We start from the raw sequence: 26798 nt of genomic DNA, 5'->3' as shown, positions 1-26798 counted from the left end.
TTGAGCTTCACACTATGTGAAGCTTTACATTATTGAAGACAAGAACAGGAGGGGCAGAAAATGAAAAAAGTAGTGAAGTTTTGTTTGATAGCTACATTAGCTACAACGATTATAAGTGGATGTTCTTATGAAGGTGGAAATGAAAATGCAAAAGGGAAAGAGAATGAGAAGGTAGAGGTACAGAAAAAGATTGGAAAATACACGATGCCGGATGAAACAGATAAACATGAAGGTACATGGCTACAATGGCCACATGAATACACATATGGTCAAGAGTATCAAAAAGAAGTTGAACCTATTTGGGTTAAGATGGCAAGTGCTTTAACTACGGGTGAAAAAGTCCACATTGTTGCATATGACCAGGAAGAAAAAGAGAGAATCAATAAGCTTTTAACAGATGAAGGGCTAAATATGGAGAAGGTTGATTTCATTATAGCACCTACGGATGATGTATGGGCAAGAGATAGTGGACCAATTTTTGTTTATGACAATGATAAAAATCTAAAAATATTAGATCCAGCATTTAATGGTTGGGGGAATAAAACACCTTACAAAAATGATGCTCGTATTCGTGAGAACGTTAGTAAGCAATTAGGGATTGAAAGAATTGATTGGGGGAAATTTGTCCTTGAAGGTGGCGCAATTGAATTAGATAGCAATGGGACTGCTTTATTAACTCGAAGTTCTGTAACGAATAAAAATAGAAATCCTGATTTATCGGAAAAGGAAATTGAAAAATATATAAGTGACCTTGGGGTGTCAAACATTATTTGGTTAGATGGAGTACCTAATTTAGATATTACGGACTTTCATATTGATGGATTTGCTAAATTCCATAATAAATCTACAATTGTAACGATGAAAGAAGACGACCTAGCCGAATGGGGTTTGTCTAACAAAGATATGGATACATTGTTAGATGCAAAAAATGCTTCAGGAAATAAGTATAAGTATGAATACTTACCACTTAGTAAAGACAAGGTTGCTTTAGAAAATGGGAAAACTCTTGATTATAAGGGATCATATATCAATTATTATATTGGGAATAAAGTGGTATTGGTGCCTAATTATAATGATCCAAATGATAAAATCGCAAACGACGCGATTCAGAAGTTATACCCGGATCGTAAAGTAGTAGGTATTGATGTGAGAGAGCTTTATAAAAATGGCGGTATGATTCATTGTGTGACACAACAACAACCAATTCAATTGAAATAGTCGTTTGGAGTTTCGTTATACTGCTGTATAGACAAAATAGATGAAATACTATCTTTACCTATTTTGTCATGCTTTATTATTCGTAAAAATAAAACGTTTTAATATAATGATAATCGGAGTATAGTGTATTGTCGCTTTTCGTTTTATCCCGCTATTTGCGGGTAGTAAGACTCTCACCTTAAAACTCGACTCGAAAAAAGAAGTTAGGTGGGAGTCGGGCTGTCCATAAACGCCCGATTAGTGTGGGCTAATAATCAGTAGGGGGTGAACCCCCCCCTACTGATTAAAGTTTCACTTTATATGGAAAAGGAGAAAATGTTTGTGTTAAAGAACTTAAAAATAGTATTTTCGTTTTTCCCTATCGTTCTACAGTACATTTTAAATGTAGCTTTGATTTGTTTAGGGGTTGTTCTAAGTGTGTTTCTTGTGAAAGAAGTCATTCAATTTATACAAGAACTGAAATTAAATGGTGAGGAATCTAGTTATCATTTGATCGATAGTATCGTCGTATTCTTTTTATATTTTGAATTCATCGTAATGATTATAAAGTATTTTCAAATGAATTTTCATTTTCCATTACGATATTTTATATATATAGGTATAACAGCTATCGTTCGTCTCATTATTATAAATCATGATAGTCCAATAGATATATTGTTATACGCCTGCGCGATTCTTGTATTAATTAGTGCTTTATTCATTGCGAACTCTAAAATAATGCGTCGTGATTTAGAATAGTGAACATTTGTTGTTTAAATTTTAAAAGTGGTATATCTTTTGGCTCAAAAAGGAGTAAGAGTATTGAAAGAAATAATTTTCACCAGTTTCGTAATGATAGGGTTTATGATTCTACTATTTAATTGTATACTTTCGTAATTTTTAAGGATAAAAAGTTAAAAAGGGAAGAGGCTTTTGTAAATATGGTACATTACAATAATCAAAATAGTTTACATCGAATATTTACATTAAAGGGAACAGTTATAAGAGATATTTTCCCACAAATTTTATTATATATGTGCATTTCAACAGTAATCACTGTGATTAATTACTATTATGTAGCAATAAAAATTAATCAAACTCCTTGGGTAATTGTTGGAGGAGCTTTAGGTCTACTGTTAGTTTTTCGTACGAACACTGCCTATGATCGGTACTGGGAAGGTAGAAAGTTATTTGGCACGATTGGTGCTTCTACTAGAAACTTAGCAGTTAGTTTTTTATGTCATTGGGAGTCTGAAGAGAAAAAGACGGATCAGGAAAAGCTAAAATTTTTACATTTATTAATTGCTTTTCCTAAGATAGCGAAAGGGCATTTGAGAGACGATAAAGATCTAACTGAAATAAAAGCATTGCTTAATATTTGTTCCGAGAAGGAAAAGGAAATATTGGCGGAGTCTATTCATTTACCAATTAGTATAGTTTTTATGTTAAAAACTATACTATCAAAAGGTTTAAAAACGGGTCGAATTCATCCAAATGTAATAATTAATATGGAAGCTGATTTGAATAATTTGCTTACGGCTGTGGGTGGATGTGATCGTATTAAAACAACGCCTATCCCATTTGCATATTTTGCTCATATTAAAATTTTACTGCTCATATTTTGCGGGACTTTACCGATCGGGCTTGTTGATAGTCTTGGATGGTTTACAGTACTTGCAACTACGTTTATAAGTTTTGCATTTATAGGGATTGAAGCAATAGGGGTTGAAATTGAAGATCCATTTGGCCAGGACCCAAACGATCTTCCATTAGAAGGGATTTGTATAGGAGTAGAAACACATGTATTAGATTTATGTAATCAAAACGGTTTGCTCGAAGTAATGGATATGAATCTTGATAGAAAAATCAGCTAATCATTCATTGGGTATGATAATTATATTTTTAATGTTGTATGAAAAGCGTTATTTTCAAATCTTGTCAAGAGTTACTTTACGGCTTAACGACAGCTATATATTTTTTATATAAATATATAATATTTCTCCGTGCTATAATCCATTCATGAAATGTGCACGTTTCAAAAATTGTAATGGAAAGAGAAATGGATTGGGGAATAGTTGGCTGATTGAAATCAGTTATGTAATCCTTATTAAAAAGCGAGGTAAATAAAATGGAACAAAAACATAGTGGCATTATTTTTACTGCAATACCAGATGAATCGAATGAATATTATCAACCATTGTATGAAGACATTATTTACTTTAATGAATACTTAAATGAAAAAAAATCATTTACCGATCAACTTATATCTTTATCTGTTGAAGAGCAAGACTTTCATACAAACTTCTTTGAGTATGATGATATTTGGCTAAGAGATGTTGCGCCAGTTATAACGAATCATCTTGTTAAATTTAAATATTACCCAAACTATTTACCAGAGGATCAAGGGCGATATTTAGATCAACAATTTAATAAATGGTTGAAGAAAAATGAATTTGAGTATGTGAAATCACCATTAATATTGGATGGTGGCAATCTTATTTGGAATAAAAAAGATACTGTTATATTAACAGAACGCATATTTGATGACAACGATGATTGGACGGAAGAGGAAATAATTGAGCAATTAGAGTGGGATTTAGATGTAAGCCGGGTTATTATTATTCCTGCTGAAGAAGGAGATGTACTTGCGCACGCGGACGGAATGGTTAAATTTATTGATGAACACACAATGTTTATTAGTGATTTTCTAGGTGATAATGAATTTAGATATCATGTGCAAGAGATTATTCAAGAGCAAATGCCAGAAGCTGAATTTATCGTTGTTCCTTCGTCATATACAGAGAAAGGGCAATATGATCAAGAAATTGCATCGGCAAAAGGTTTATATATAAATATGTTAGAAACATGTGACGCCCTTTATGTTCCTAAGTTTGGATTAGCAAAAGACGGAGAAGTTTTACGATATATTCAACAGCATACGGAAAAACAAGTCATTCAAATTCATGTAGGAGAAATATCGACAATGGGAGGTGCAATGAATTGTTTAACGTGGTATTGTCCGAGCCATTTATTGCCTTTAAAAATGAAAAGATTGAGCAATCAGAATGAAAGTTCTTCAATTAGAAAAATTTTTGATTGGTTTTAATAAGGTGAAACTTTAATTAGAGGGGGTCATCCTCTCTAATTATTAGCCCATACCAATCGGGATAAATAAGTTTATAAGAAAATGTATTCAAGGGGTATTTATATGTATACAATTACTGAATTTTCACGGATTTGTAAAATGAGTACACGGATGCTAAGGCATTATGACAAAGAAGAGATATTAAAACCAGCATATGTGAATCCGGTAAATGGATATAGATATTATGAACAAGGGCAGCTGGAAGTAGCGTTAAAAATTAAAAAGCTGAGGGAGTACAAGTTTCCTTTACCAAAAATTAAAGTCATTCTCCAGTCAGCAGATCAAGATTCGTTTGTTGAACATATGCAATCTCAAATTATGGAGTTGTCTCATGAAGTGAAACAAAATTTACAGGTTATTTCAGAAATGAATGAAATAGTAAATATGAATAAAGGTCTAAATATTGCTCGCCATAGAAGTTACGATATATTAATTGGAATGAGAAATGAAATAACGGTAATTGCTCAAAAGTTACAAATAGATATAGATGACATGGATGATTATTTTTATGACTTATATGAACAAGTACAAAAAAATAGCTTTCAAATAGTCGGTTCTCCATCTACAGTTTTTTATGATGAAGAGTATATTCCAAATCGCAGCCATATAGAATTAAGAATTCCGATTATGGATGAAGATAATAAAAGCGTATTACAAGAGTGCGACATAAAAAGGCTAAAGCAGCATCAAATTGTTACCACTATGCATTATGGCAGCTATGACTATATAGGTTATGCTTATATGGCGTTAGAAGAGTGGGTTGAAAGGAATGGCTATATACTAGAGAGTCATCCATATGAAGTCTATATAAAGGGACCAGAATGTGATTGTTTAACAGAAGAGTATGTGACACAAATTTGCTTTTTAGTTACGAAAATAGAATGAGAATAAGGATTGACATTAACATTATGTCAATCCTTATTCTATATACGAAAGCAATTTATCCCGCTATTTTTTGGGAGTCAGGCTGTCCGTAAAAGCCTGATGGATATGGGCAAATAATTAGTGAGGGATGGAGTCCACCACTGATTAAAGTTTCATTTTATCATAATAAAAAGGAGAAAGAATATGAAAAGAAAAATCATGATTATTTGTTTGATTCTAAGTATGGTATGGATTTCAGCGTGTACGCCTGAAGTAGGAGAAGGTGAGAATGGTAGCTCTGCTCTACCTAGTCAGTTGCCCAAAAATGTAGTGTTTAAAAATGGTACAATTTACACTTCTAATGAAAAGCAAGAAATGGCAGAAGCTATAGAGATTAAAGATGGGAAAATTACTTTTGTCGGTTCAAATAAGGATGTAGAAAAATTGATTAATAAAGATACGAAAGTGATAAATCTACAAGGACGTCAACTTCTTCCTGGTTTTGTGGATAATCATAATCATATTTTCGAAGCGAAATCACCAGCAGCAGGGAATTGTAGTGTCTCACCAGATGCTGCGTTGCAAGAACAACGCTCGTATTTAAATGCTTGTAAAAAAGATGTGAAAGATGGGGAATGGATAAGTGGAACAGGATTTAGTTTGGAAGAGCTGTTAAAAAATATGGATGAAAAGTCAGAACAACAAACGCCATTACAAGTTCTTGATGAGCTATTTCCTAATAACCCAGTATTAATTATGGAAAGAACCTCTCATTCTGTATGGGTTAACTCGAAAGCATTGGAGTTGGCGGGGATAAATAAAGATACGAAAGATCCACAAGGTGGAAGAATTATTCGGGATCCAGAAACAGGAGAACCGTTTGGTATTCTTTATGATACAGCTGGAGATATCGTAATGGAAAAAGCATGGAATGCCCAACCGAATTTGTTCGAAAAAAATTATGAAGGTTTGCTGGACGGCTTAGATGAAGTTGCGAAGAATGGTATTACTACAGTGGGGGATGGACGTCTCTATTGGAAACGAGGCTGGTTAGATGTTTGGAATAAAGTAAATGATGAGAAAAAGTTAACGTCACGGGTAGTACTTCGTCCGTGGGTGTATCCGAACTTAAATGAAGCAGAACAAATCGAGTATTTCCAAAAGATTAAGCGAGATGATTTGTCGTCACGCATGCTTATTAATCAAGTGAAGATGTATAGTGATGGAATTAGTATTAACAGTACAGCGAAAACGCTTGAAAAATATAAATTTGAGTGGTTTAAAGGAACCCCGTATGGTTTGAACTATATTCCAGAAGAAAAAATGAAATGGTGGTTAACTGAACTTAATAAACTTGGTTACGGTGCACTTATTCACACAATTGGAGATAGTGGAGTAAGAGAGAGTTTAAATGCAGTTGAAGCAGCGAAAAAAGAAGGGGCAAAACAGCCGTATACGCTTACGCACGTGGAAATGGTAGAAGATAGTGATATGAAGCGTTTTGCTCATTTAGGAGTTAGCGCTGATTTTCAAGTCGGCCATGATTTTGCGGAAGATCCTAAACAAAGCTGGGCAAGTACGTATTTTACAGCCCAGCAAATGAAACGAATTATGCCGTTAGGACAAATTTGGAAAACAGGTGCAAATGTATCACTTAGTAGTGATTGGGATGTAAATGAATTGAATCCACTTGTGACGATTTCGAACGCATTAAGTATTGATGAGAAAGGCTTGTCTAATGTACAGGCTGCTATTGATGCTTATACAATTAAGCCAGCTAAGGCACTAGGACTTGATAAGATTACTGGCTCAATTGAAGTAGGAAAATCGGCTGATATCGTAATACTAAATGAGGATATTACTAAAATGAGTGTCGATAAGATTCCGAGTGTGAAAGTATTAATGACAGTTTTACAAGGAGAAGTAGTGTATCACAAGGGAGAATAAAGAGTAACGTTATGAAGTAGTTACAAGCAAATGAATATATTGTTGTTGACCTTAACACGATGTCAAAGTATAGACTGGACTTACATTTAGAGAAGGGGTGAACATGTATGAGAAATATAGAAAATAGTTTGTTTTATATGCCTGCAGAATGGGAGAAACATGAGGGGACATGGCTCCAATGGCCTCATGATAAAACGCATAGAGGTGAAGGTTACAGAGCTAAGTTAGATGATATTTGGGTAACGATGGCGAAGGAGCTTCATTACGGAGAGAATGTGCATATTGTTGTATATGATGAAGAAGAAAAAAAACATGTCCAATCGAAGCTAATTGAAGAGAACGTAAATATGGATAAAATTGATTTTTTAGTTCAAGAAACTGATGATATATGGATAAGAGATAATGGACCGATATTTGTAAAAGATAAGGAAGAAAATCTCTGCTTAACGCACTGGATTTTTAATGGTTGGGGGGATAAATATCCGTATGAAAATGATGCTGTTATTCCGGACGAAATAAGTGAAATGTATAGCATCCCAAAAGTTGCAGCAAGTGTTTGTCTAGAAGGTGGAGGAATAGAGATAAACGGAAACGGGACCTTAATGGCGGCAAAAACTTCTATTATAAATGAAAATCGAAATCCTACACTAAGTCAGGAAGAGATTGAAATGGAGTTAACGAAGTATTTAGGGGTAACGAATTTTATATGGATAACTGGTATTCGTGGTGAAGATAATTATGATGAAGATACGGATTATCATATTGATGGGGCAGCACGTTTTGTAAATGAAAATACGATTCTTTATGAATATGATCCTTTCGGGGAAGGAGAGGCGTACCTTTTGGATGCGCAAGAAAAGCATTATCAAGAATTGCGACAAGCGAGAAATATAGATGGAAGTCCATTTCAACTCATCCCAGTACCAGTAACAAGAAAAGTGGTAAAAGAGGCAGACTGTAAAGGTTCGTATTTGAATTTCTATATTGGAAATGAAGTTGTATTGGTTCCTATATACGGTGATGAACATGATAAGTTAGGACTGCAAATCATTGAAGGGCAGTTTCCAGGAAGAAGAATCGTTGGTATTCATGTAAATGCACTGTATGCGTATGGTGGTATGATTCATTGTGTGACGCAGCAACATGTAGAATAAAGTGATTCGAATGAAAAAAGCATGCAGAGTATATACTCTGCATGCTTTTTTTATAATGCTGAAAATTCTTCAACAAGTTGAGTGAAGCGATTTAATGCACTTTCAATCGGTTCTGGCGTAGTTAAATCAACACCAGCTTTTTTCAGTAGGTTTAATGGATAGTCAGAACTTCCGCCTTTAAGGAATTCGATATAGTTTTTCTGTGCATTTGGGTCACCGCTTAATAATTTATCCGCAATTTGAATGGCGGAGGCGAATCCAGTTGCGTATTTGTACACGTAAAATGGACGATAGAAATGAGGGATTCTAGACCATCCATATTTTACTTCTTCATCAAATACAAGTGCATCACCGTTATATTCTCTAAATAGCTTTTTATAAATTTCGCTAAAGACTTGGGCGTTTAATGGTTTACCTTGTTCGGCCATTTCATGTGTGATTTTTTCAAATTCTGCAAACATGATTTGTGTAAAGAAAGTACCTTTAAAGCTATCGATAAAGTAGTTAATTAAATGATTACGTACGTTCGTTTCTTTCGCTTCTTTTAATAAGTAGTGAATTAATAACACTTCATTTACTGTAGAGGCGACTTCTGCAACAAAAATGGAATAGTGTGCAGAAATTCTTGGTTGGTATCCGTGTGAATAATGCGTATGCATACCGTGACCACACTCATGAGTAAGTGTGAAAAGGCTATTTAAATCATCGTGATGATTTAAAAGAATGAAGGGGTGAACGCCGTATACACCAAAGTTATAAGCGCCAGAACGTTTTCCAGGCGTTTCTCTCACATCTATATATCGTTTATCTTTAAAACCTTTTAATGTTTCAATATACTCTTCTCCTAAAGGAGCAAGTGATGCAATCATAGTATCAAACGCTTCGTCATATGGAATGTCTTGTTTTACACCTTGTACTAAATCGACGCTTAAGTCGTATTGTCTTAGTTCGTCTACATTTAATTTTTCTTTACGAATTTCATTGTATGTATGTAATGTTTGAATGTTTTTTTTCGTTGTATCAATTAGGTTTTCATATACCTCTTTCGGAACCATATCGCCAAATAATGATTTCTCTAAAGCTGATGGATATTTTCTTAGCTTTGAAACAGTAACATTATTTTTAATAGCAGAAGATAATGTAGAAGCGATTGAGTTTTTTAACTGAACATACGGTTTGTAATATGCCTTATAAGCTTCTTTACGTTTCTCACGATTCTCATCTTCTATTAACTTCGAATACATTCCACGTGTTAAGTTCACTTTCTTTCCATCATCATTCGTCACTTCACCAAATGATATATCTGCATTATTTAGCATACCAAATGTATGTTGCGGAGAGGAAAGTGCTTCACCCATTTGGGATAAAATTTCTTCTTGATCCTTATTCAATACGTGTTTTTTATAACGGTATAATTCAAATAAGTCTTCTTTATAGTATAGTAACCCTTCCGTTTCTTCTATGTAAGAGTGTAAAGTGTTTTCTTCTACGCTAAGTAAGAATGGGGAGAAGAATGATTTCGCTGCGCTTACCTTTACATGTAATTGTGATACTTTATCGACAAGGGATTGGGCGTCAGTATCGCGTGTATCAAGATCAGATTGTAATCGCGCATAAGCGAACATTAAAGATAATATGCTAGATATTTCTTCACTCTTTGTTAAATAAGCTAATAAACGATTGCCATCGTTAATATCTCCATTAAATTCTTTTAGTTCAATTGTTAACATTTCTATTTTTTTATAATCATTTTCCCAATCATCAATCGTATCGTAAATATCTGTTAACTTCCATTTTTCATTATCGGGTACTTGTAATCGATCTTTAAGTTCTGTCATAATCATTTCCTTTCTAAACGTGTAGTCATATTCCTATATAACTATGAAATACAACAAATTGCAAAAAATCCCTGCTGAAAATTGAAAAGCCTTGCTGTAAATAGCAAGGCTTAAACAGTTATAGTGTAATTCCGAACTTCGAATGTAAAAGGTTTGTATATTGCTCGTCTGTAACTTCTTCTTTAGATTTTGTACCGTCCTTTGTTATTGTAAGACGATCTTTTGTTAAAGAAACGTGTCCGTCATGTGTAAGTTTTACAATAAGAGGTACTTTGTTAAATGGTGAGCCCTCATGTTCAACGATGATTTTTTGTGCTGTATTCGCTTTCGTTTCATGCACTTCTTCTATATAAAATGCATAGCCTAATGTCCAATCATCAGCAGAAGATTGATCCAGAAACTCATTGTTTTTACGCATTTCTAAAATGTAATTTCCTTTTTCAGTTGTTTCTTTGCGAATACGATAATCTCCTGTTACTGAGTGAACGACTTCACCTGAGAAAGGAACAGGTGCAAGAGGTAAGTATGATCCGAACCCCACTTCAATTAAATAAAGTTCATGATGATGTTTTAAAACAGTTGCGATATGTCCGGAATCGACAGCCCATATAGAGTTTGCAGCATTGTAAACTGTTCCTGAAACTAAATAAACATCCAATCCAAAGTCTTTAAGAAAGTAATACATAGTAGGATTTAGTTCATAACAAAGACCGCCACGGTTGTTTACTAAAATTTTTTCTTTTAAATTCTCTTTTGATATTTCTTTAAAGTTATTTTCGAGAACATTTAAATTTTCAAATGGAACAGTTTGCGCCATTCCATACATAAGTTGAGATAAATCTTCAAATGATATGGTTTTTTTTTCTTCTATATGTAAACGTGCGAAAAATTGTTTTTGAAAGTCTGTCATAGAAATCCCTCCGTCATACTTTTATAGATAAATTGTATACAATTTTGAATACGATGTGAATTTTAAACTATGTGGGGGTACTTGTGGAATAGTTAAATTCATATTTTGAAAAATAATGTGAGAGATTAAAAGATTGTTACTTTACTAACTGTAGAACGAATATTATAATAATTTTAATGAATTATGCAAACGTTTTCTTGAAGGGGATGGTGTAAATATGTTGAAAAGGATTACGGTAGTCTGTTTATTATTTATTTTGCTTTTTCCTAATATATATGGGAGGAATAAGGCAGAAGCAGCAACGATAAATAATGGAACATTAATGCAGTATTTTGAGTGGTACGTTCCGAATGATGGGAATCATTGGAATCGTTTGCGTTCTGATGCTGAAAGTTTAGCTCATAAGGGAATCACATCTGTATGGATACCACCTGCATATAAAGGGACTTCGCAAAATGATGTAGGGTATGGGGCCTATGATTTATATGATTTAGGGGAGTTCAATCAAAAAGGAACGGTGCGGACGAAATATGGGACAAAGGCACAGTTGAAATCTGCAATTGACGCTTTACATAAACAAAACATCGACGTATATGGTGATGTAGTTATGAATCATAAAGGTGGGGCTGATTATACTGAAACCGTAACAGCTGTTGAGGTAGACCGTAACAATCGAAATATTGAAGTATCAGGTGATTATGAAATTAGTGCATGGACGGGTTTTAACTTTCCGGGGCGCAGAGATGCTTATTCTAATTTTAAATGGAAATGGTATCATTTTGACGGAACGGATTGGGATGAAGGAAGGAAATTAAATCGAATTTATAAATTTAGGGGCATAGGTAAAGCATGGGACTGGGAAGTGTCTAGCGAAAATGGAAACTATGATTATTTGATGTATGCAGATCTTGATTTTGATCATCCAGATGTTGCGAATGAGATGAAAAATTGGGGGAAGTGGTATGCGAATGAATTAAATTTAGATGGATTTCGTTTAGATGCTGTTAAACATATTGATCATGAATATTTACGCGATTGGGTAAATCATGTCAGGCAGCAAACGGGGAAAGAAATGTTTACGGTGGCTGAATATTGGCAAAATGATATCCAGACTTTAAACAATTATTTGGCAAAAGTCAATTATAATCAATCTGTATTTGATGCACCGCTTCATTATAATTTTCATTATGCTTCAACAGGAAATGGGAATTATGATATGAGAAATATTTTAAATGGAACAGTAATGAAAAATCACTCTGCACTCGCAGTTACTCTCGTTGAGAATCATGATTCTCAACCTGGGCAGTCATTGGAATCTGTAGTAAGTCCGTGGTTTAAGCCGCTGGCATATGCATTTATTTTAACTCGTGCAGAGGGCTATCCTTCAGTTTTCTATGGTGATTACTATGGGACAAGCGGAAATAGTAGTTATGAAATTCCAGCGTTAAAAGATAAAATTGATCCAATTTTGACGGCACGAAAAAACTTTGCATATGGTACGCAGCGTGATTATTTAGACCATCCAGATGTGATTGGCTGGACAAGAGAAGGCGATAGTGTACATGCTAAGTCTGGTTTAGCGACATTAATCTCCGATGGACCAGGAGGATCAAAGTGGATGGATGTTGGAAAGAATAACGCTGGGGAAGTATGGTACGATATTACGGGTAATCAAACAAATACTGTAACAATTAATAAAGATGGATGGGGGCAATTCCATGTAAGTGGAGGCTCTGTTTCAATATATGTTCAACAGTAAATTGGTGATGAAAAAGAAGAGGTAGACTGAAATATAAGTTTCCTCTTCTTTTTACATTCTGTATAGTTATAAAAGTATGACACCTTTACTTCTTGCAAAACATATAGTATGATGATTTCAATAAATTAGATTTCAATGACCATAAAATATAAATTAATGAGAGGTGCTTTTTGTGAGTGCGGTAGGTATTAAATAGGAAAAATTTAATGAAATAAATCGGATAAGACCAGGGGATTTTTATGTATATCATACCCCTAATTTTGTCATGCGTTTATTTCGAAACCTATGAAGATACCTACAATACTTTATAAAGCGTGTAATGAGAGGATTGCCATTCGTTTTTTATGGTTTATTTCCTCATATGTTATTACACATGCCTTGTAAATGTAAAAGCTGCGGTATCCCCGCAGCTTTTTTGTATATGTTTTAAATGTATAAAAATGGTAATTGAATAATGTAAAACTCATTGGGATCTAATGAGTAGGTATCTTCATTTATGATAAACATCAATCATAGTGAGGAGAAACAAAATGAATACGATGACTTTTGAAAAGTTACAATATAACGAATTAAAGGAAATAGTGAAATCTTATTGTGTAAGTGGATTAGGTAAGGAATTATTAAATAAATTAGAGCCGAGTACAAGTATAAAAGTAGTGAGAAATCGTTTAAATGAAACGACAGAAGCAAGGACTATATTAGATGCAGAAGGACATGTGCCTTTTTTCGGAATTTCAAATATCGCGAGTACAATTCAAAAATTAGAAAAAGGGATGATTTTAGATCCAGAGGAATTAGTAAGTGTTTCAGACTTTTTACGTGGATGTAGAAAGATTAAAAAGTTTATGTTAGATAAAGAATTTTTTGCACCAGTATTAGCTTCTTATGCAAATTCAATGACTGAATATAAAAGCATTGAAGAGGAAATTAACTTTTCAATTAAAGGAAATAGTATTGATGCAGCTGCAAGTAAAGAGTTAAAACGAATTCGAAATAATATCGATTCTGTAGATGGAAAAATAAAAGAGCGTTTAACGAAGTTTTTAAATAGTAGTGCAAATAAGAAATTTATTCAGGAATTCTTTATTAGTAAAAAGGATGACCGTTATACGATTCCAATTAAATCTTCCTATAAAAATCAAGTTACTGGGAGTATTGTTGAAGCTTCTGCAAAAGGTTCTACTGTATTTATAGAACCACATACGGTTACAAAGCTAAATGTGGAACTAGCAAGTTTGAAAGCAGAAGAAGCAATGGAAGAGTATCAAATATTAGCGACACTATCAGGAATGGTAGTAGAAAATATTTATAGTATAAAAATTAATATGGAACTGATAAGTCAATATGACATGGTATTTGCGAAAGCGAAGTTTAGTAAATCAATCGATGGAATAGAACCGAAGCTAAACGATCACGGAAACATTCATTTAATGAATTGTAAGCATCCGCTTTTAACGGGGCAAGTTGTACCGTTAAACTTTGAAATTGGTCAAGAGTACCGTAGTTTAATTATTACAGGACCAAATGCAGGCGGCAAAACAATTGTGTTAAAAACAATCGGACTATTAACATTAGCGACAATGTCAGGCTTTCATATTGCGGGAGATAAAGAAACGGAAATTGCTATTTTCGAAAATGTATTTGTAGACATTGGTGATAATCAAAGTATCGAAAATGCACTAAGCACATTTTCATCTCATATGAAAAATCTGTCTGAAATTATGAGGATGTCAAATAATAATACGTTACTACTATTTGACGAAATAGGGAGCGGTACAGAACCGAATGAAGGTGCGGCGCTTGCGATATCTATTTTAGAAGAATTTTACCTTGCGGGATGTATTACAATTGCGAGTACGCATTACGGTGAAATTAAACGCTTTTCAGAAATGCATGGTGATTTTTTGAACGCAGCAATGCAATTTAATAGTGAAACACTAGAGCCACTTTATAAATTAGTTATCGGTAAATCAGGTGAAAGTAATGCGCTTTGGATTGCGAATAAAATGAACGTAAAAGAACATGTACTGCAAAGAGCGAAAGAGTATATGGGAAATAAAGAATACGCTATAGAAAAAGTGAATGAAAGTAAAATTAGAAAACCGAAATTTGTGCAAGCGAAAAGAGAATCTCATTATGAGTACAAAGTCGGCGACCGTGTGAATTTATTGGATTATGATGATTTTGGTATCCTTTATAAGGAAAAAGATAATTTCTATAACGTCGTTGTATATTATAACGGTGAATTCGTTGAAGTGAATGTAAAACGCATTACTTTAGAGGTAGCAGCGAAAGAATTATATCCAGAAGGGTACGATTTAAGTACACTATTTGTTGATTATAAAGAAAGAAAAATGCAACATGATATAGAGCGCGGATCGAAAAAAGCACTTCGTAAAATCCAAAAAGAAATAAGAAAGAATAGAGGATAATATAGAATGGTAACGATTAGACAAGAACAAAAAAATGATTATAGAAAGACAGAAGAAGTTGTAAAAGAGGCATTTTTAAATGAAGAATTTAGTGATAAAAAAGAGCATGAACTTGTAAAACGTATTAGAGAATGTGACGCATTTATTCCGGAGTTATCCATCGTTGCAGTAGATAAGGAAATAGTCGGTCACATTATGTTATCGAAAATTACAATAGAACAAGGTGGGACTACTGTAGATTCATTAGCACTTGCACCAGTGTCAATAGCACCAAGCCATCAGAAGAAAGGAATTGGTGGAAAACTTATCACGGCTGCTTTAGAAAAAGCGAAAGAATTAGGATACGGGTCAGTTGTAGTATTAGGGCATCCAGAGTACTATCCGAAATTTGGTTTTGAACGCGCAAGTCAGTGGAATATAAAAGCGCCATTTGAAGTGCCAGATGAAGTGTTTATGGTGATGGAGCTACGAGAGAACACTCTTCAAGGTGTAGAAGGAATTGTACAATATTCGAGTGCTTTTGCTGAGTAGAAGTATTGGCTAAGAAATGTAATCATAAAAGATGCTATCTTTTTGTAGAGATATACAGAAAGATAGCTTTTTTTATTCAGCAGATCTACTGACGTATATTTTGCTCAATGAATAATTGAGGTGGTAAAATTGATATAGAAACGTAAAGGGAGAGAATAGAATGAATAAGCGAGAAACAAATAGCAATGAGAATGTAGTTACGTTATATGTTACAAGACATGGTAAAACAATATTAAATACGAACCATCGCGCGCAAGGTTGGGCAGACTCTCCGTTAGTAGAAAAAGGTGTGGAAGTTGCCTCAAATTTAGGAACAGGATTAAAAGATGTTCATTTTACGAATGTGTATAGTAGCGATAGCGGCCGAGCGATTGAAACTGCTAATTTAGTATTAAAATATAGTGAGCAATCAAAATTGAAAGTTGAGAAAAGAAAAAATTTACGAGAATTAAATTTTGGTATTTTTGAAGGTGAAAAACTTGAAAATATGTGGGATGCGGTTGGAAAAGCTGCGGGTGTTGCAGCACCAGAAGAACTTATGAAGCTTTCTATTCAAGAAGTAATTAATCTTATTAGAACAGCAGATCCTACGAAACAAGCGGAAGATTGGGAATTATTTTCTGCCCGTATAAAAACAGAGATTGATAAAATTAGTGAAGAAGCTGCTGCAAATGGAGGCGGTAACGTTTTAGTTGTCGTTCATGGGCTTTTGATTACTGCCTTAATAGAAATGATAGATAGTAGTAAAACAAAACTTGGAGTAGAGAATGCAAGTGTAACGAAAATTTTATATAAAGATGGGGAATACATCGTCGAGTCGGTTGGAGATATGAGGTATGTTGCAAAAGGGAAAGAAAGTGTGGAAATATAATTAAATCTCAAATAGAGATAAGAAAAGGAGGCTAGAAAATCTAGCTTCCTTTTTAAATATGAACGATTATGGTATCAATAAAATCTTCCCTGTGCTTTTACGGCTCTCTAATAATTCATGGGCGCGGGCACCGTCTTGTAAAGAGAATGTAGTAGGACTCGCAATGTTTAATTTTCCAGTAGTGATCCAATCAAATAATTGAGTAGAGCGCTGCTTACGTTCTTCAAAAGTAGTAAGCACGTTCCAAAGGTCTCCGCCAGTTAAAGTTTTTGAAGTATCCATAAGCATACGCGGATCAACAGGCACGGGATTACCACCAGCCATTCCGTAGCATACAACGGTACCACCAACTTTAGTAACTTTAAAACTTTCCTCTAATGTAGAACCTACTGATTCATATACAACATTTACTCCGGCATCATTAGTCAATTCAAGTACTTTCGTATGCCATTCTTCAGTATATAAAAATACGCGATCTGCACCAGCTAACGTGGCTACTTTTGCTTTTTCTTTTGATGATGTGAGGCCGATTACTTTTCCGCCCAGTAGTTTAATTATTTGTATAAGAAGTTGACCAACACCACCAGCCGAAGCATGTACTAAAGCAACATCACCTTGTTTTATTTGATAGCTATCTTTCGTTAAATAATGTGCTGTTAAGCCTTGCAATAAGACAGAAGCGGCTGTTTCAAACGGGATAGAATCTGGAAGTGGAATTGCTTTCTCTGATGGAACGGCAACTAATTCTGCATTTGCAAATGGGACGTCAGCAAATGCAATACGGTCTCCAGGATTGATAGTAGTAACGTCAGCTCCTACTTGTTCAACAATACCAGCCCCTTCATAACCTAATATATATGGCGGGTTACCAGCGAGATGATAATCACCGCGGCGTCTATAAATATCAGCAAAGTTTAAACCGATTGCTTTCGTGCGGACAAGAATTTCATTTGAATTTATGATTGGATCATGTATTTCTTTATATTGTAGTACATCCGGATTTCCGAACTGTTCGAAACAAAGTGCTTTCATATGGAATACCTCCATTTATATTGTTTGTCGATGCTCTTTATCATACAATATAAACATCGATAGACAAAGAGGATTATTTCGATGGAATCAATCGAAAATACCGATTGAAAAGAGGGATGATAAATGGAGATAAAACAATTAATTACATTTAAAATAGCCGCGGAAACTTTGAACTTTACACAAACTGCGAAGAAATTAAACTTTGCCCAATCGAGTGTTACAGCACAAATTAAAACGTTAGAGGCTGAGCTCGGTACACCACTATTTGAGAGGTTAGGGAAACGTCTTTTCTTAACTGAAGCAGGAAGAAAGTTTCAACTATATGCGGACAAGATAATCGCACTTAGTAACGAAGCGAAGACGGCTGTGAAAGATGATGAGGAAATAGCAGGTACGTTAATAATTGGTGCACAAGAAAGTCAATGTACATATAGGCTTCCTTCTATATTAAAGAGGTTTAAAATACAATTCCCCAAAATAAAGCTTATATTTAAACCAGCGCATTCCAATAAAGATGCGAAGGAACAATTGATGGAGGGGAAAGTCGATCTTGCATTTATTTTGGACGAATGTAAAACAGAAGATGCTTTGCATGTGGATCCACTTATAAAAGAAGAATTAAAAGTGGTAGCTGCTCCAGGGCATCTTTTACTTGAACAGACTACTGTTTCTATAAAAGATTTAGAGAGTGAAACACTGTTACTAACAGAATTAGGCTGCTCATATAGGACTTTATTTGAAGAGCTATTTCGCGGGGAAGACGTATATCCAGCAAATAAGATTGAGTTTGTTAGTGTCGAGGCAATTAAACAATGTGTCATTGCGGATTTAGGTATAGCAGTTTTGCCAGCAATAGTAGTAGAAAAAGATATACGGGAAGGGACGTTAAAGGAGTTAGTGTTAAAAGAAACAATAGCTCCGATTTATACACAAATTGCTTGGCATAAAGATAAATGGATGACAGTGCCACTGCAGCAATTTATTGATGTAACGAGGGAGTTTTTTACAACGGATTAAGTGGAGAAATATTTATTTTATATAAAAGAAAAAATGGCAATTTTGTATAAAGAACCGATGCTTGAATATAACAAGTATCGGTTCTTTTATGTTTTAAATTAAGAATGCTATAAAATGTGTATTTCTCAACTTTTTTTCTTACAAGGATAAGTAAAATTCTTCGTATATTCCAATAATCATAAGGGAATTTACAACGTTTATTCGTTTCTGTAAGATGCCTCTAGGAAGCGTGAAAGGAGGGCTTACATAGGGGATAGATTGTCTTTAGTATACGTACTTATTGTGAGGGGGGAATTTAATATGTTTAAAAAGTTAATGAAAGTATGCGGGTTAAGTGCGGCAAGTATAGGTGTATTATTTAGTTTCCAAGGAAGTACATTGGCAGCTACTGATTTAAGTAGTTATTATGACGGAAAAAATCCAGCAACAACGAAAGTATACGGGGGAAGTACAACGTGTGATGCAGATGGATTTAATGCAAAGTCTACAGCAGTTTATGAAGGTAGTAAAAAAGTAGGGACAGTGTATTTACGTTACAGTAATAAATGTCATGCAGCATGGTCTAAGCTTGTTTTAGATCAACCAGCACCAGCTGTTTCGGGAGGAGTGTATGCGTACGCAGTTGTAAATAAATATAAAAATGGTGTATTCCAAAAATCAGTTACTTCTAATCAGGGGAACGGCACAATAAAAACAGGTCAAACGAGCACGTATACAGGAATGGTATTTGATTTAACTGCAGATTTCGGATACACAGCAGATGCTGAAGCGGTTACGTTTAATAACGGTTACGGTAAAACAGCACGTTATTAATAAAGGAGTGAAATTATATGAAGCTATTAAAAAAGGTGAGTGCATGTTTATTGCTATCTTTACTCGTTGTAACTAGTATGTTTAGCACGACTAATAGCGATAAAGCATACGCAGAAGATCATTCATATGATGGGAAAAGTCCTTACTATAACAGCTGTGATCAATCTGCAGTAACGAAAGAAAAGAAGTGGATTGATTCAAATTCTTATGTAGAATTAAAATTTAGCACGACTTGTAAGACAGCATGGGCAAAAGTTACTGTAACCCGCCCAGCAGTTTATAATAACGAAGCTGATGCAAGGATTGTTAGAAAAACAGATGGAAAGGCATACACTTGCGGAAGTGCTGGAGGAAATGGTGTTGTAAATAAAGGGCAAACATCATGCTATACGCCAATGGTATATGACTTAGATCCAAGAAAGGCACAAGCGCAGGGGAAACATGCCATCCCGAATAGCGATGCTTATAATTATGCGGAGACTATTTGGTATTGATGAGGATATGGAGATTGTAAGATAGCATATTTTAAGAGCATGTTTTGATTGGATTTCAAAACATGCTCGATTTGTATTCATTCTAATTTTTTCAGTAATCATGGTCCATTGAATTAACTAAGGTCTGTATTAGGAGGAGCATATCCAAGATGAAGAGCCATCGATACAATTTGTCCTTTATGATGAAATTCATGTGTCTCTGTATGAGTTAAAAGCCATAGCGGAGTTGTGCTCCAAGGTTCTTTTTGCCATTTTACTTCATTTGCTATATTTTCGAGCCATCGGTCATTATATTCATCTAAAAAACGTAGTACAACCTCATCTACTAACTTAAATCTAGTACGAACTTTTTCGACATCTGCATGCTCAACTTCATAATCGCTGGCAAAGGAAAAGTCTGCTCGTTTTTGTTTGAATGCGAATGATCCAAGCCAGTATCGATAGCAATCGGCTACATGAATATGTGTCTTTATAATACTGCCGCTCCCGAAATTAGGAATTGTGCTATGTAATTTTTCTACTGGGATTTCTTCAAAAAACGAAAATAGAGTTTCTCTTGTAGAGCTAATAAGACTATATTGTTGTTTTAAAATATGTAACATGCCATTACACTCCTCTTTTGTTTACTAAAATATTTGTGCAGTAAGTAATTCTATATTTATGAGGAGTGAACCTTTGTTATTATTTTTACTAAGCATATTAGATGTATTTCTTAATTGTTTCTGATAGATTATACAAGGTGAAACTTTAATAAGTTGAACACTCTTAGTTCATAATAAATTGTACATAAAAAAGGGGAGCGATAAAATGAATAGACTAGTTGGTTTAAAACAATTTGAAATAACGCGTGGAGCATTACTGAAATTCATGGAAACGTTAGATGATAATACTGCGGATACGCAGCCGGATGGCTTTAACAATACAATTCGCTGGCATATTGGTCACGTGTTAACGGCAGCAGAAACTTTCATGTTTGGAAGAGAATTTAAACAATTACCAACTGAATACCCAGGTATGTTTGGATATGGTACACGACCATCTAAATGGGAAACAGAAGGGCCATCATTAGAAGTGTTAACGGCTCAATTAAAAGAACAAGTGAAGCGTATTAACGAAATGCCAGCAGAAGTATTTGAAAATAAACTTCCAGAACCATTCCTAGGATTAGAAACAGTAGGGGAGCTTTACGGTATGATGCTTTATCATGAAGCGGATCATCTTGGGCAAATGAAGGCGATGGAACGAATTATTAAAGCTCTTTAGTCTTAATTGCATATAACAAGCAATACAGGTGTAATGTTAAATAATATATACAAAAAAGGGAGATAAATTATTATCTCCCTTTTTTGTATAACTTTTTGAAGGATTAGGGATTATCATCTTGATGCTGATGAAGAAAGATAAAAAACAATATATAAGGATGAATGGATTTCATGATTTTTATGGTGTGATTATTAATTATAGTATTCCTAAATATGGAATATACGTATAATAATAGAGAAGAACTAGAAATAGGGGTGAATACTATGATTACATTAGAACAAAAGTTGGAGCAATATAAACATACATATGTACAGTTAAAGGGAGAACTAAAATGGAAAACGAGTGATTCTCGAACAGGAATGATGATTGCTGCTATGTATGCAGGTAGTGATAAATTGTTTGATCTCGGACGTTTTTTAGAAATTAGTAGTTATATTAAAAATCAGGTAGGGATGTTTTCATACTTAAAGTCTTATCATCGTTTTGTAGTGGCCGCAACATTAGATATTCACTTTACAGATTACAAGAAAGCTTTTCGGACGTTTTTAGATTTATATGAACAATTGGTCACTGGTGGCTTTAGCCGGAGTATATTTACTTATCTCGCAGCAGCTGTACTTTTAACAGAAGAAGATGAACAACATGGCGCGTACATTCAGCGTTCGATGCAAGTATATAAACGCATGAAAAAGGATCACCTCTTTCTTACAAGTACAAATGATTATCCGCTCGCAGTTTTATTAGCAGGACAATCAGAGCATGTAGAAACACTTATGGACCGAGTGGAACGTCTTTATCAGAAACTAGCGACAGCTGGTTTGCGTAAAGGGAATGATCTTCAATTTTTGAGTCATATTCTTTCACTAAAGAAGGATGTCAGGGAAGAACTATTAGTTGCAAAATGCACAAATATATGGAATTTGTTAAAGCAAGAAAAGGTAAAAGTAAAACAGATGCATTACCCAGCTATCGGGCTACTAGCGTTACTCGAAGACGGAGAAAAAGAGATTCATTCTATTAGAGCATTTATTGAAAAATTGCAGGGGGATAAATTGTTCCGTTGGCATACAGATACAAATATCCTTATTGCTATTCAACTGTTCGTAAGTCAGAAAGGTGAGGAAAGTAAAACTACCAACACAGGTTTACAAACAATGATAGAAGTCCTCATACAAGCACAACAGGCAGCCATGATGGCAACGATTGCGGCTTCATCTGCAGCAACATCTTCTGCTAGTAGTAGTTCATAATGTGCAACTGCTTATATTCTTGTAAATTATAACTCCTTTGATAAGGACGCTTTAAAAAATATTACTAAAAAAAGCCCATCACTCTCTAATGAGTGATGGGCTAACTGTTTTTACATAATCAGCATTATCTTTTTGATTGCTTCAAATGTTTGAGTTGCGTAACAATCATAATGCTAATAACAACGAGTAAAAACCATGAGCTAATTTTGCTTAAGTGAACGAGGTTCCATGCTTCTCGTTGATTTGGATATTGCCATGCTCCGAAAAAAGTAGCGATGTTTTCTGCAATCCAAATAAAGAATCCGATAAGGAAAAATGAGAGTACGAGCGGCATTTTATATGTAACGCCTTGCAATGAAAATTCTACAAATGTCCGAAAGAAAACGATGAATAAAAGTAAAGTTAATACCCATCTAAAGTCATGTAGAAAATGATGTGTAAAAAAATTGAAGTAAATTATAGCTCCTAACGGTATGGCAAAAATGGCTTTTGGCCAATGGTGCATTTGTAAATGCAATCTTCTCCATGCTTGGCATATGTAACTTGCGACACTTGCGTACATAAAACCGCTGTAAAGTGGAACTCCAAAAATTTTCGAATATGCCTCTTCAGGATAACTCCATGAACCGAAATGTACTTTATATATTTCTAGTAAAAGTCCAATTAAATGAAAGACAGTAATTACTTTTAGTTCGTCCTTTGTTTCAAGACCAGTTTTATACATAATCCACTGCATCAGAAGACATACGATGAGTATGAAATCATAGCGATATAACCCTGGGATAGAAATGATTTTTGAAAGGGCTAGTGTTAAAAAAATAGCGACTGGGAATAAACAAGATAATGCTTGTTCGTAAGTGAAATGTAGTAGTTGTTTTATATAGAACATTGGGTCTCCTTTGATAAGTTTGTTAGAAAACTCGAAATAATGACTAAGTATACTACGATTTTAAAAATAAGCTAGTAGTCTATTTTGCATGTATTTGTAAGTTTTAGAAGGGAATTGTAATAAGTATTTTAATATTTTAACAAAGTAAAAAATAGTTTGCTATTTAAAAAAAGTGGCGATATAATATCTAAATGAAAATGATAATTATTATCAATAATAATTACAAATAAAAAATAATTATAAAAAACAACTGAATATAAAGGATGAAATGAAACATGTTACATAAGTCTACTGTACATGCTGGTAATAACCGCTGGATACATATTAAGTTCATATGTTTCATGAGCTTAACAATTTTATTTTTAATTGGGTCTATATTTTTAGCCATTTCATTGGGTGCAAAAGATATTCATTTACAAACGGTGTGGGCAGCGGTTTTGGATTACAATCCGAAAATAACACAGCACCAAATTATTTATGAATTAAGGCTCCCGAGAGTAATTGGTGCAGCAGTTGTAGGGGCAGCTTTTGCGGTTGCTGGTGCTGTTATGCAAGGTGTAACACGAAATCCTTTAGCTGATGCAGGTGTACTCGGAATAAATGCAGGTGCGATGTTTGTAGTAGCGCTTAGTTTTGCTTTTTTCCCACATATGCCGTATTCCTATTTAATGATTGTTTCCTTTATTGGAGCTGTCTTAAGTACAGTACTTATTTTTGTTATTGGATCAGCAACATCAGGCGGGTTAACACCAATGAGGTTAACGATTGCTGGAGCGGTTATGGCAGCACTTTTACATTCGTTAAGTTCAGGTATTGCAATTTATTATGATTTAAGCCAAGATTTAGCGTTTTGGTACGCTGGTGGTGTTGCAGGCGTTAAGTGGGAACACTTGAAATTTTTAGTTCCTATTATTTTTATAACGATTGTTTTTGCGACAGTGTTAGGGCGATCGATTTCACTCATATCAATGGGAGATGATGTTGCTACAAATTTAGGAGTGAAAACGAACCGAACGAGAATACTAGGGATGATTATAGTAGTTATTCTGGCAGGTGTTTCTGTTTCAGCTGTTGGTTCTATTGGATTTGTAGGACTAGTTATCCCGCACATTGCTAGAAAATTAGTTGGTGTTAATTATAGACTCATTATTCCTATGTCAGCATTATTAGGAGCTATGTTATTAGTTGTAGCTGATTTAGGGGCAAGAACAGTAAATCCTCCTAAGGAACTTGCGATAGGGATTATGGTAGCTCTTGTTGGAGTTCCGTTCTTCCTCTATATAGCACGTAAAGTTGGGAGGGAATTATAAGTGAAGGATCTTTTTAACACGGATAAAAAGAGAGCTATTACTGTAACTACAATCTTCGGATGTATAAGTATCGCTGTAATTTTAATTAGTTTAAATACAGGGACACTGAGTATAGCGCCACTTAGAGTAATTGAAACACTTTTGGGTTATGGTGATTTTGAGAGTGCAACCGTACTATATGATTATCGTATGCCAAGAATAATAATCACGATGTTAGCCGGTATTGGTCTTGGTATTTCCGGTGCGATTTTGCAAGGGTTATCCCGTAATGCACTTGCAGATCCTGGTATTTTAGGGTTGCATTCAGGTGCATCTTTCGGTCTTATCGTATTTGTTACTCTCTTTCATTCTATTAATGAGAGTGCATCCATTTTAATACCGTTATTTACATTTGGCGGAGGAGTATTAGCTGCATTTCTTATTATTTTACTTGCGAGTGATCGGTCAAAAGGTTTACTTCCCATTAGACTTATTCTCGTTGGTATTGCAGTTTCAGCTGGCTTTAGTGCAATTTCGCTATTTTTCGCTCTCAAGTTAAATGATGAGACGTATACATTCGCTTCTAGATGGCTAGTTGGTAACGTGTGGGGAAGAGACTGGATTCATGTGCTAGCATTATTACCTTGGATTTTCATACTAACCCCTTATGCGTGGCTAAAATCTAAAACGTTAAATGCATTGTCACTAGGTGATAGTGTAGCAGCAGGACTTGGTGTTTCTGTGCAAAAAGAACGGTTATTACTTTTAGCTATAGCGGTTGGATTATCTTGCGCAAGTGTATCGATGGCAGGGGGGATTGGCTTTATCGGCTTAGTTGCTCCGCATATCGCAAGAAAGTTAGTAGGTACTACCTATCAACACTTTCTTCCGTTAGCTGGCATAATCGGAATGATTATTTTAGTGCTCGCAGATACGATAGGACGCTCTATATTTGAGCCGAATTCTATTCCGGCTGGTGTAGTAGTAGCGGCTTTAGGAGCACCGTATTTTCTTTATTTACTTACAAAAACAAAATAACTACTTCAAAGAGGAGAACATATGAAAAAGAAACTTACTATTTTATTTAGCATTATGTGTATTTTAGTATTAGCAGCATGTGGTCAAACGAAATCTAATGAAGAGGCAACGCAAAAAACGGAAAAAAGTAATGATCCAAAAATTGCTTCCATGTCTATTCACTTAACGAACAATTTACTTGCATTAGGAATTACACCAGTAGGTTCTGTTATTGGTGGAGATTTAAAAGATTTCTTACCGCACGCAAAAGAGCAGTTGAAAGATACGAAGAAACTTGGTGTTGTAACAGATCCGAATATGGAAGCATTACTACAATTAAAGCCATCTGAAATTTATGTGGATGAAAAATATGCTGGCAAAGATTTAGCGAAATACGAAAAAATTGCAAAAACACATACTTTTAATTTAGATGAAGGTACGTGGAGAGATCATTTAAAAGAAGTAGGTAAACTTGTAAACCGTGAGAAAGAAGCAGATAAATATATTCAAGACTATGAAGAACAATCAAAACGAGTGAAAAATTTAATAGATAAAGAGCTGGGTAATAACGAAAAAGTAATGGCAATTCGCGTTACTGCAAAAGAGTTACGTGTATTTAGTACGAAAAGACCGATGGGACCAATTTTATTCCATGACTTAGGATTACAGCCTGCAAATGGTGTAGAGAAAATTGATGGAAACCGCCCCTTCGAAGTCATTTCACAAGAAGTATTACCTGACTTTGATGCAGATGCGATTTTCGTTGTTGTAAATAGAGACGATAAAGCGAAAGAAGCATTTAAACAACTTCAAGAAACACCAATTTGGAAAGACTTAAAAGCTGTTAAAGGTAAGCACGTATATACTATTAATGACCAACCATGGCTTGACTATTCTGCTTTAGGAAACAAAATGGCGATGGATGAAGCGGAGAAAATGTTTACGAAATAATACAGTTTTGCTATTAGGAAAGACCCTCTAAATTTGGAGGGTCTTTTTGTAATTCTTATTGTTAGAATAAATAAAAAATTATACAATGAAGTTAATTTAGTATAGAGGAGATGTGCCAATGTCAGCGCTTATTGT

Annotated in this window: 24 protein-coding genes; 19 read left to right on the top strand and 5 right to left on the bottom strand. The window is 34.5% G+C overall.

All coding sequences use genetic code 11. The features are described 5' to 3' along the window. Positions 1-60: 60 nt before the first annotated feature. The 7 genes from ACS2MN_RS10820 (at position 61) to ACS2MN_RS10790 (ending at position 8307) form a co-directional block, all read left to right on the top strand. Positions 61-1218 carry an agmatine deiminase family protein gene (locus tag ACS2MN_RS10820; RefSeq protein ID WP_346994455.1) on the top strand — a complete coding sequence of 386 codons (1158 nt, stop codon included), beginning with the start codon at positions 61-63 and terminating at the stop codon, positions 1216-1218. Positions 1219-1539: 321 nt separating this feature from the next. Then, on the top strand, positions 1540-1956 hold the full coding sequence (gene psiE / locus ACS2MN_RS10815; protein WP_000916784.1) for a phosphate-starvation-inducible protein PsiE: 417 nt from the start codon (positions 1540-1542) through the stop codon (positions 1954-1956). Between the two features lie 182 nt (positions 1957-2138). Then, positions 2139-3071: a bestrophin family protein gene (locus ACS2MN_RS10810; protein WP_000233831.1), complete on the top strand. Its 933-nt coding sequence runs from the start codon at positions 2139-2141 to the stop codon at positions 3069-3071. A 254-nt stretch (positions 3072-3325) separates the two neighbouring features. Beyond that, the gene (locus ACS2MN_RS10805) at positions 3326-4303 is read left to right on the top strand and encodes an agmatine deiminase family protein (protein WP_438894690.1); all 978 of its coding nucleotides are present in this window, start codon (positions 3326-3328) and stop codon (positions 4301-4303) included. 102 nt (positions 4304-4405) lie between these two features. Next, on the top strand, positions 4406-5227 hold the full coding sequence (locus ACS2MN_RS10800; protein ID WP_000288101.1) for a MerR family transcriptional regulator: 822 nt from the start codon (positions 4406-4408) through the stop codon (positions 5225-5227). Positions 5228-5410: 183 nt separating this feature from the next. Beyond that, complete coding sequence (locus tag ACS2MN_RS10795; protein WP_346994456.1) at positions 5411-7153, top strand: amidohydrolase; 1743 nt, start codon at positions 5411-5413, stop codon at positions 7151-7153. A gap of 107 nt (positions 7154-7260) precedes the next feature. Next, entirely contained in the window at positions 7261-8307 is a 1047-nt protein-coding gene (locus tag ACS2MN_RS10790; protein WP_087948777.1) for an agmatine deiminase family protein, read from the top strand. A gap of 50 nt (positions 8308-8357) precedes the next feature. Here the strand turns inward: ACS2MN_RS10790 and pepF are convergent, their stop codons facing one another. Together pepF and ACS2MN_RS10780 are read right to left on the bottom strand one after the other, a co-directional pair. Next, entirely contained in the window at positions 8358-10145 is a 1788-nt protein-coding gene (gene pepF, locus ACS2MN_RS10785; RefSeq protein ID WP_346994457.1) for an oligoendopeptidase F, read from the bottom strand. Between the two features lie 118 nt (positions 10146-10263). Then, complete coding sequence (locus ACS2MN_RS10780) at positions 10264-11055, bottom strand: arylamine N-acetyltransferase family protein (RefSeq protein WP_346994458.1); 792 nt, start codon at positions 11053-11055, stop codon at positions 10264-10266. Positions 11056-11272: 217 nt separating this feature from the next. On the opposite strand from ACS2MN_RS10780, the gene amyS reads away from it, so the two are divergent. The 4 genes from amyS (at position 11273) to ACS2MN_RS10760 (ending at position 16648) form a co-directional block, all read left to right on the top strand. Beyond that, complete coding sequence (amyS, locus tag ACS2MN_RS10775) at positions 11273-12814, top strand: alpha-amylase (protein WP_087948774.1); 1542 nt, start codon at positions 11273-11275, stop codon at positions 12812-12814. Positions 12815-13344: 530 nt separating this feature from the next. Further along, positions 13345-15246 (top strand): endonuclease MutS2, encoded by a 1902-nt coding sequence (locus tag ACS2MN_RS10770; RefSeq protein WP_198130309.1) that lies wholly within the window; start codon positions 13345-13347, stop codon positions 15244-15246. A 6-nt stretch (positions 15247-15252) separates the two neighbouring features. Next, positions 15253-15777: a GNAT family N-acetyltransferase gene (locus ACS2MN_RS10765; protein ID WP_000256477.1), complete on the top strand. Its 525-nt coding sequence runs from the start codon at positions 15253-15255 to the stop codon at positions 15775-15777. Between the two features lie 160 nt (positions 15778-15937). Then, positions 15938-16648, top strand: coding sequence for a histidine phosphatase family protein (locus ACS2MN_RS10760; protein WP_098709987.1), 711 nt, complete (start codon positions 15938-15940; stop codon positions 16646-16648). Between the two features lie 66 nt (positions 16649-16714). Here ACS2MN_RS10760 and ACS2MN_RS10755 read toward each other — a convergent pair whose 3' ends face one another. Continuing rightward, entirely contained in the window at positions 16715-17680 is a 966-nt protein-coding gene (locus tag ACS2MN_RS10755; RefSeq protein WP_346994459.1) for a quinone oxidoreductase family protein, read from the bottom strand. A gap of 123 nt (positions 17681-17803) precedes the next feature. Between ACS2MN_RS10755 and ACS2MN_RS10750 the strand changes: the two genes are divergently transcribed. The 3 genes from ACS2MN_RS10750 to ACS2MN_RS10740 all read left to right on the top strand — a co-directional run bounded on the left by ACS2MN_RS10750 (position 17804) and on the right by ACS2MN_RS10740 (position 20004). After that, positions 17804-18697: a LysR family transcriptional regulator gene (locus tag ACS2MN_RS10750; protein WP_087948770.1), complete on the top strand. Its 894-nt coding sequence runs from the start codon at positions 17804-17806 to the stop codon at positions 18695-18697. 300 nt (positions 18698-18997) lie between these two features. Next, positions 18998-19510: a DUF2690 domain-containing protein gene (locus ACS2MN_RS10745; RefSeq protein WP_346994460.1), complete on the top strand. Its 513-nt coding sequence runs from the start codon at positions 18998-19000 to the stop codon at positions 19508-19510. 17 nt (positions 19511-19527) lie between these two features. Further along, positions 19528-20004 (top strand): DUF2690 domain-containing protein, encoded by a 477-nt coding sequence (locus ACS2MN_RS10740; protein ID WP_000771170.1) that lies wholly within the window; start codon positions 19528-19530, stop codon positions 20002-20004. A 113-nt stretch (positions 20005-20117) separates the two neighbouring features. Here the strand turns inward: ACS2MN_RS10740 and ACS2MN_RS10735 are convergent, their stop codons facing one another. Further along, positions 20118-20606: a DinB family protein gene (locus ACS2MN_RS10735; protein ID WP_346994461.1), complete on the bottom strand. Its 489-nt coding sequence runs from the start codon at positions 20604-20606 to the stop codon at positions 20118-20120. A gap of 205 nt (positions 20607-20811) precedes the next feature. Here ACS2MN_RS10735 and ACS2MN_RS10730 point away from each other — a divergent pair, with 205 nt between their 5' ends. Together ACS2MN_RS10730 and ACS2MN_RS10725 are read left to right on the top strand one after the other, a co-directional pair. Then, on the top strand, positions 20812-21267 hold the full coding sequence (locus ACS2MN_RS10730; RefSeq protein ID WP_346994462.1) for a DinB family protein: 456 nt from the start codon (positions 20812-20814) through the stop codon (positions 21265-21267). 212 nt (positions 21268-21479) lie between these two features. Further along, positions 21480-22517, top strand: coding sequence for a DUF4003 domain-containing protein (locus ACS2MN_RS10725; protein WP_142285887.1), 1038 nt, complete (start codon positions 21480-21482; stop codon positions 22515-22517). A gap of 124 nt (positions 22518-22641) precedes the next feature. On the opposite strand, the gene ACS2MN_RS10720 is transcribed toward ACS2MN_RS10725, so the two are convergent. Then, complete coding sequence (locus ACS2MN_RS10720; protein WP_000499374.1) at positions 22642-23406, bottom strand: DUF817 domain-containing protein; 765 nt, start codon at positions 23404-23406, stop codon at positions 22642-22644. Positions 23407-23681: 275 nt separating this feature from the next. Between ACS2MN_RS10720 and ACS2MN_RS10715 the strand changes: the two genes are divergently transcribed. The 3 genes from ACS2MN_RS10715 to ACS2MN_RS10705 are packed head-to-tail and all read left to right on the top strand — an operon-like array spanning position 23682 to position 26663. Further along, the gene (locus ACS2MN_RS10715) at positions 23682-24716 is read left to right on the top strand and encodes a FecCD family ABC transporter permease (protein WP_346994463.1); all 1035 of its coding nucleotides are present in this window, start codon (positions 23682-23684) and stop codon (positions 24714-24716) included. After that, positions 24717-25733, top strand: coding sequence for a FecCD family ABC transporter permease (locus tag ACS2MN_RS10710; protein WP_346994464.1), 1017 nt, complete (start codon positions 24717-24719; stop codon positions 25731-25733). Between the two features lie 21 nt (positions 25734-25754). Beyond that, on the top strand, positions 25755-26663 hold the full coding sequence (locus ACS2MN_RS10705; RefSeq protein ID WP_016108847.1) for an iron-hydroxamate ABC transporter substrate-binding protein: 909 nt from the start codon (positions 25755-25757) through the stop codon (positions 26661-26663). Positions 26664-26798: the final 135 nt, after the last annotated feature.

The organism is Bacillus cereus group sp. BceL062, from assembly GCF_051780025.1.
Taxonomy (GTDB): Bacteria; Bacillota; Bacilli; order Bacillales; family Bacillaceae_G; genus Bacillus_A; species Bacillus_A toyonensis.
Note: the sequence above shows the minus strand (reverse complement) of the source record. Positions and strands in the feature narration are given on the sequence as shown.

Excerpts from the sequence above, each read along its gene's own strand:
- ACS2MN_RS10820 (WP_346994455.1), top strand. The coding sequence starts at position 61 with ATGAAAAAAGTAGTGAAGTTTTGTTTGATAGCTACATTAGCTACAACG.
- ACS2MN_RS10810 (WP_000233831.1), top strand. The coding sequence starts at position 2,139 with ATGGTACATTACAATAATCAAAATAGTTTACATCGAATATTTACATTA.
- ACS2MN_RS10805 (WP_438894690.1), top strand. The coding sequence starts at position 3,326 with ATGGAACAAAAACATAGTGGCATTATTTTTACTGCAATACCAGATGAA.
- ACS2MN_RS10800 (WP_000288101.1), top strand. The coding sequence starts at position 4,406 with ATGTATACAATTACTGAATTTTCACGGATTTGTAAAATGAGTACACGG.
- ACS2MN_RS10795 (WP_346994456.1), top strand. The coding sequence starts at position 5,411 with ATGAAAAGAAAAATCATGATTATTTGTTTGATTCTAAGTATGGTATGG.
- ACS2MN_RS10790 (WP_087948777.1), top strand. The coding sequence starts at position 7,261 with ATGAGAAATATAGAAAATAGTTTGTTTTATATGCCTGCAGAATGGGAG.
- pepF (WP_346994457.1), bottom strand. The coding sequence starts at position 10,145 with ATGACAGAACTTAAAGATCGATTACAAGTACCCGATAATGAAAAATGG.
- ACS2MN_RS10780 (WP_346994458.1), bottom strand. The coding sequence starts at position 11,055 with ATGACAGACTTTCAAAAACAATTTTTCGCACGTTTACATATAGAAGAA.
- amyS (WP_087948774.1), top strand. The coding sequence starts at position 11,273 with ATGTTGAAAAGGATTACGGTAGTCTGTTTATTATTTATTTTGCTTTTT.
- ACS2MN_RS10770 (WP_198130309.1), top strand. The coding sequence starts at position 13,345 with ATGAATACGATGACTTTTGAAAAGTTACAATATAACGAATTAAAGGAA.
- ACS2MN_RS10765 (WP_000256477.1), top strand. The coding sequence starts at position 15,253 with ATGGTAACGATTAGACAAGAACAAAAAAATGATTATAGAAAGACAGAA.
- ACS2MN_RS10760 (WP_098709987.1), top strand. The coding sequence starts at position 15,938 with ATGAATAAGCGAGAAACAAATAGCAATGAGAATGTAGTTACGTTATAT.
- ACS2MN_RS10755 (WP_346994459.1), bottom strand. The coding sequence starts at position 17,680 with ATGAAAGCACTTTGTTTCGAACAGTTCGGAAATCCGGATGTACTACAA.
- ACS2MN_RS10750 (WP_087948770.1), top strand. The coding sequence starts at position 17,804 with ATGGAGATAAAACAATTAATTACATTTAAAATAGCCGCGGAAACTTTG.
- ACS2MN_RS10745 (WP_346994460.1), top strand. The coding sequence starts at position 18,998 with ATGTTTAAAAAGTTAATGAAAGTATGCGGGTTAAGTGCGGCAAGTATA.
- ACS2MN_RS10740 (WP_000771170.1), top strand. The coding sequence starts at position 19,528 with ATGAAGCTATTAAAAAAGGTGAGTGCATGTTTATTGCTATCTTTACTC.
- ACS2MN_RS10735 (WP_346994461.1), bottom strand. The coding sequence starts at position 20,606 with ATGTTACATATTTTAAAACAACAATATAGTCTTATTAGCTCTACAAGA.
- ACS2MN_RS10730 (WP_346994462.1), top strand. The coding sequence starts at position 20,812 with ATGAATAGACTAGTTGGTTTAAAACAATTTGAAATAACGCGTGGAGCA.
- ACS2MN_RS10725 (WP_142285887.1), top strand. The coding sequence starts at position 21,480 with ATGGAATATACGTATAATAATAGAGAAGAACTAGAAATAGGGGTGAAT.
- ACS2MN_RS10720 (WP_000499374.1), bottom strand. The coding sequence starts at position 23,406 with ATGTTCTATATAAAACAACTACTACATTTCACTTACGAACAAGCATTA.
- ACS2MN_RS10715 (WP_346994463.1), top strand. The coding sequence starts at position 23,682 with ATGTTACATAAGTCTACTGTACATGCTGGTAATAACCGCTGGATACAT.
- ACS2MN_RS10705 (WP_016108847.1), top strand. The coding sequence starts at position 25,755 with ATGAAAAAGAAACTTACTATTTTATTTAGCATTATGTGTATTTTAGTA.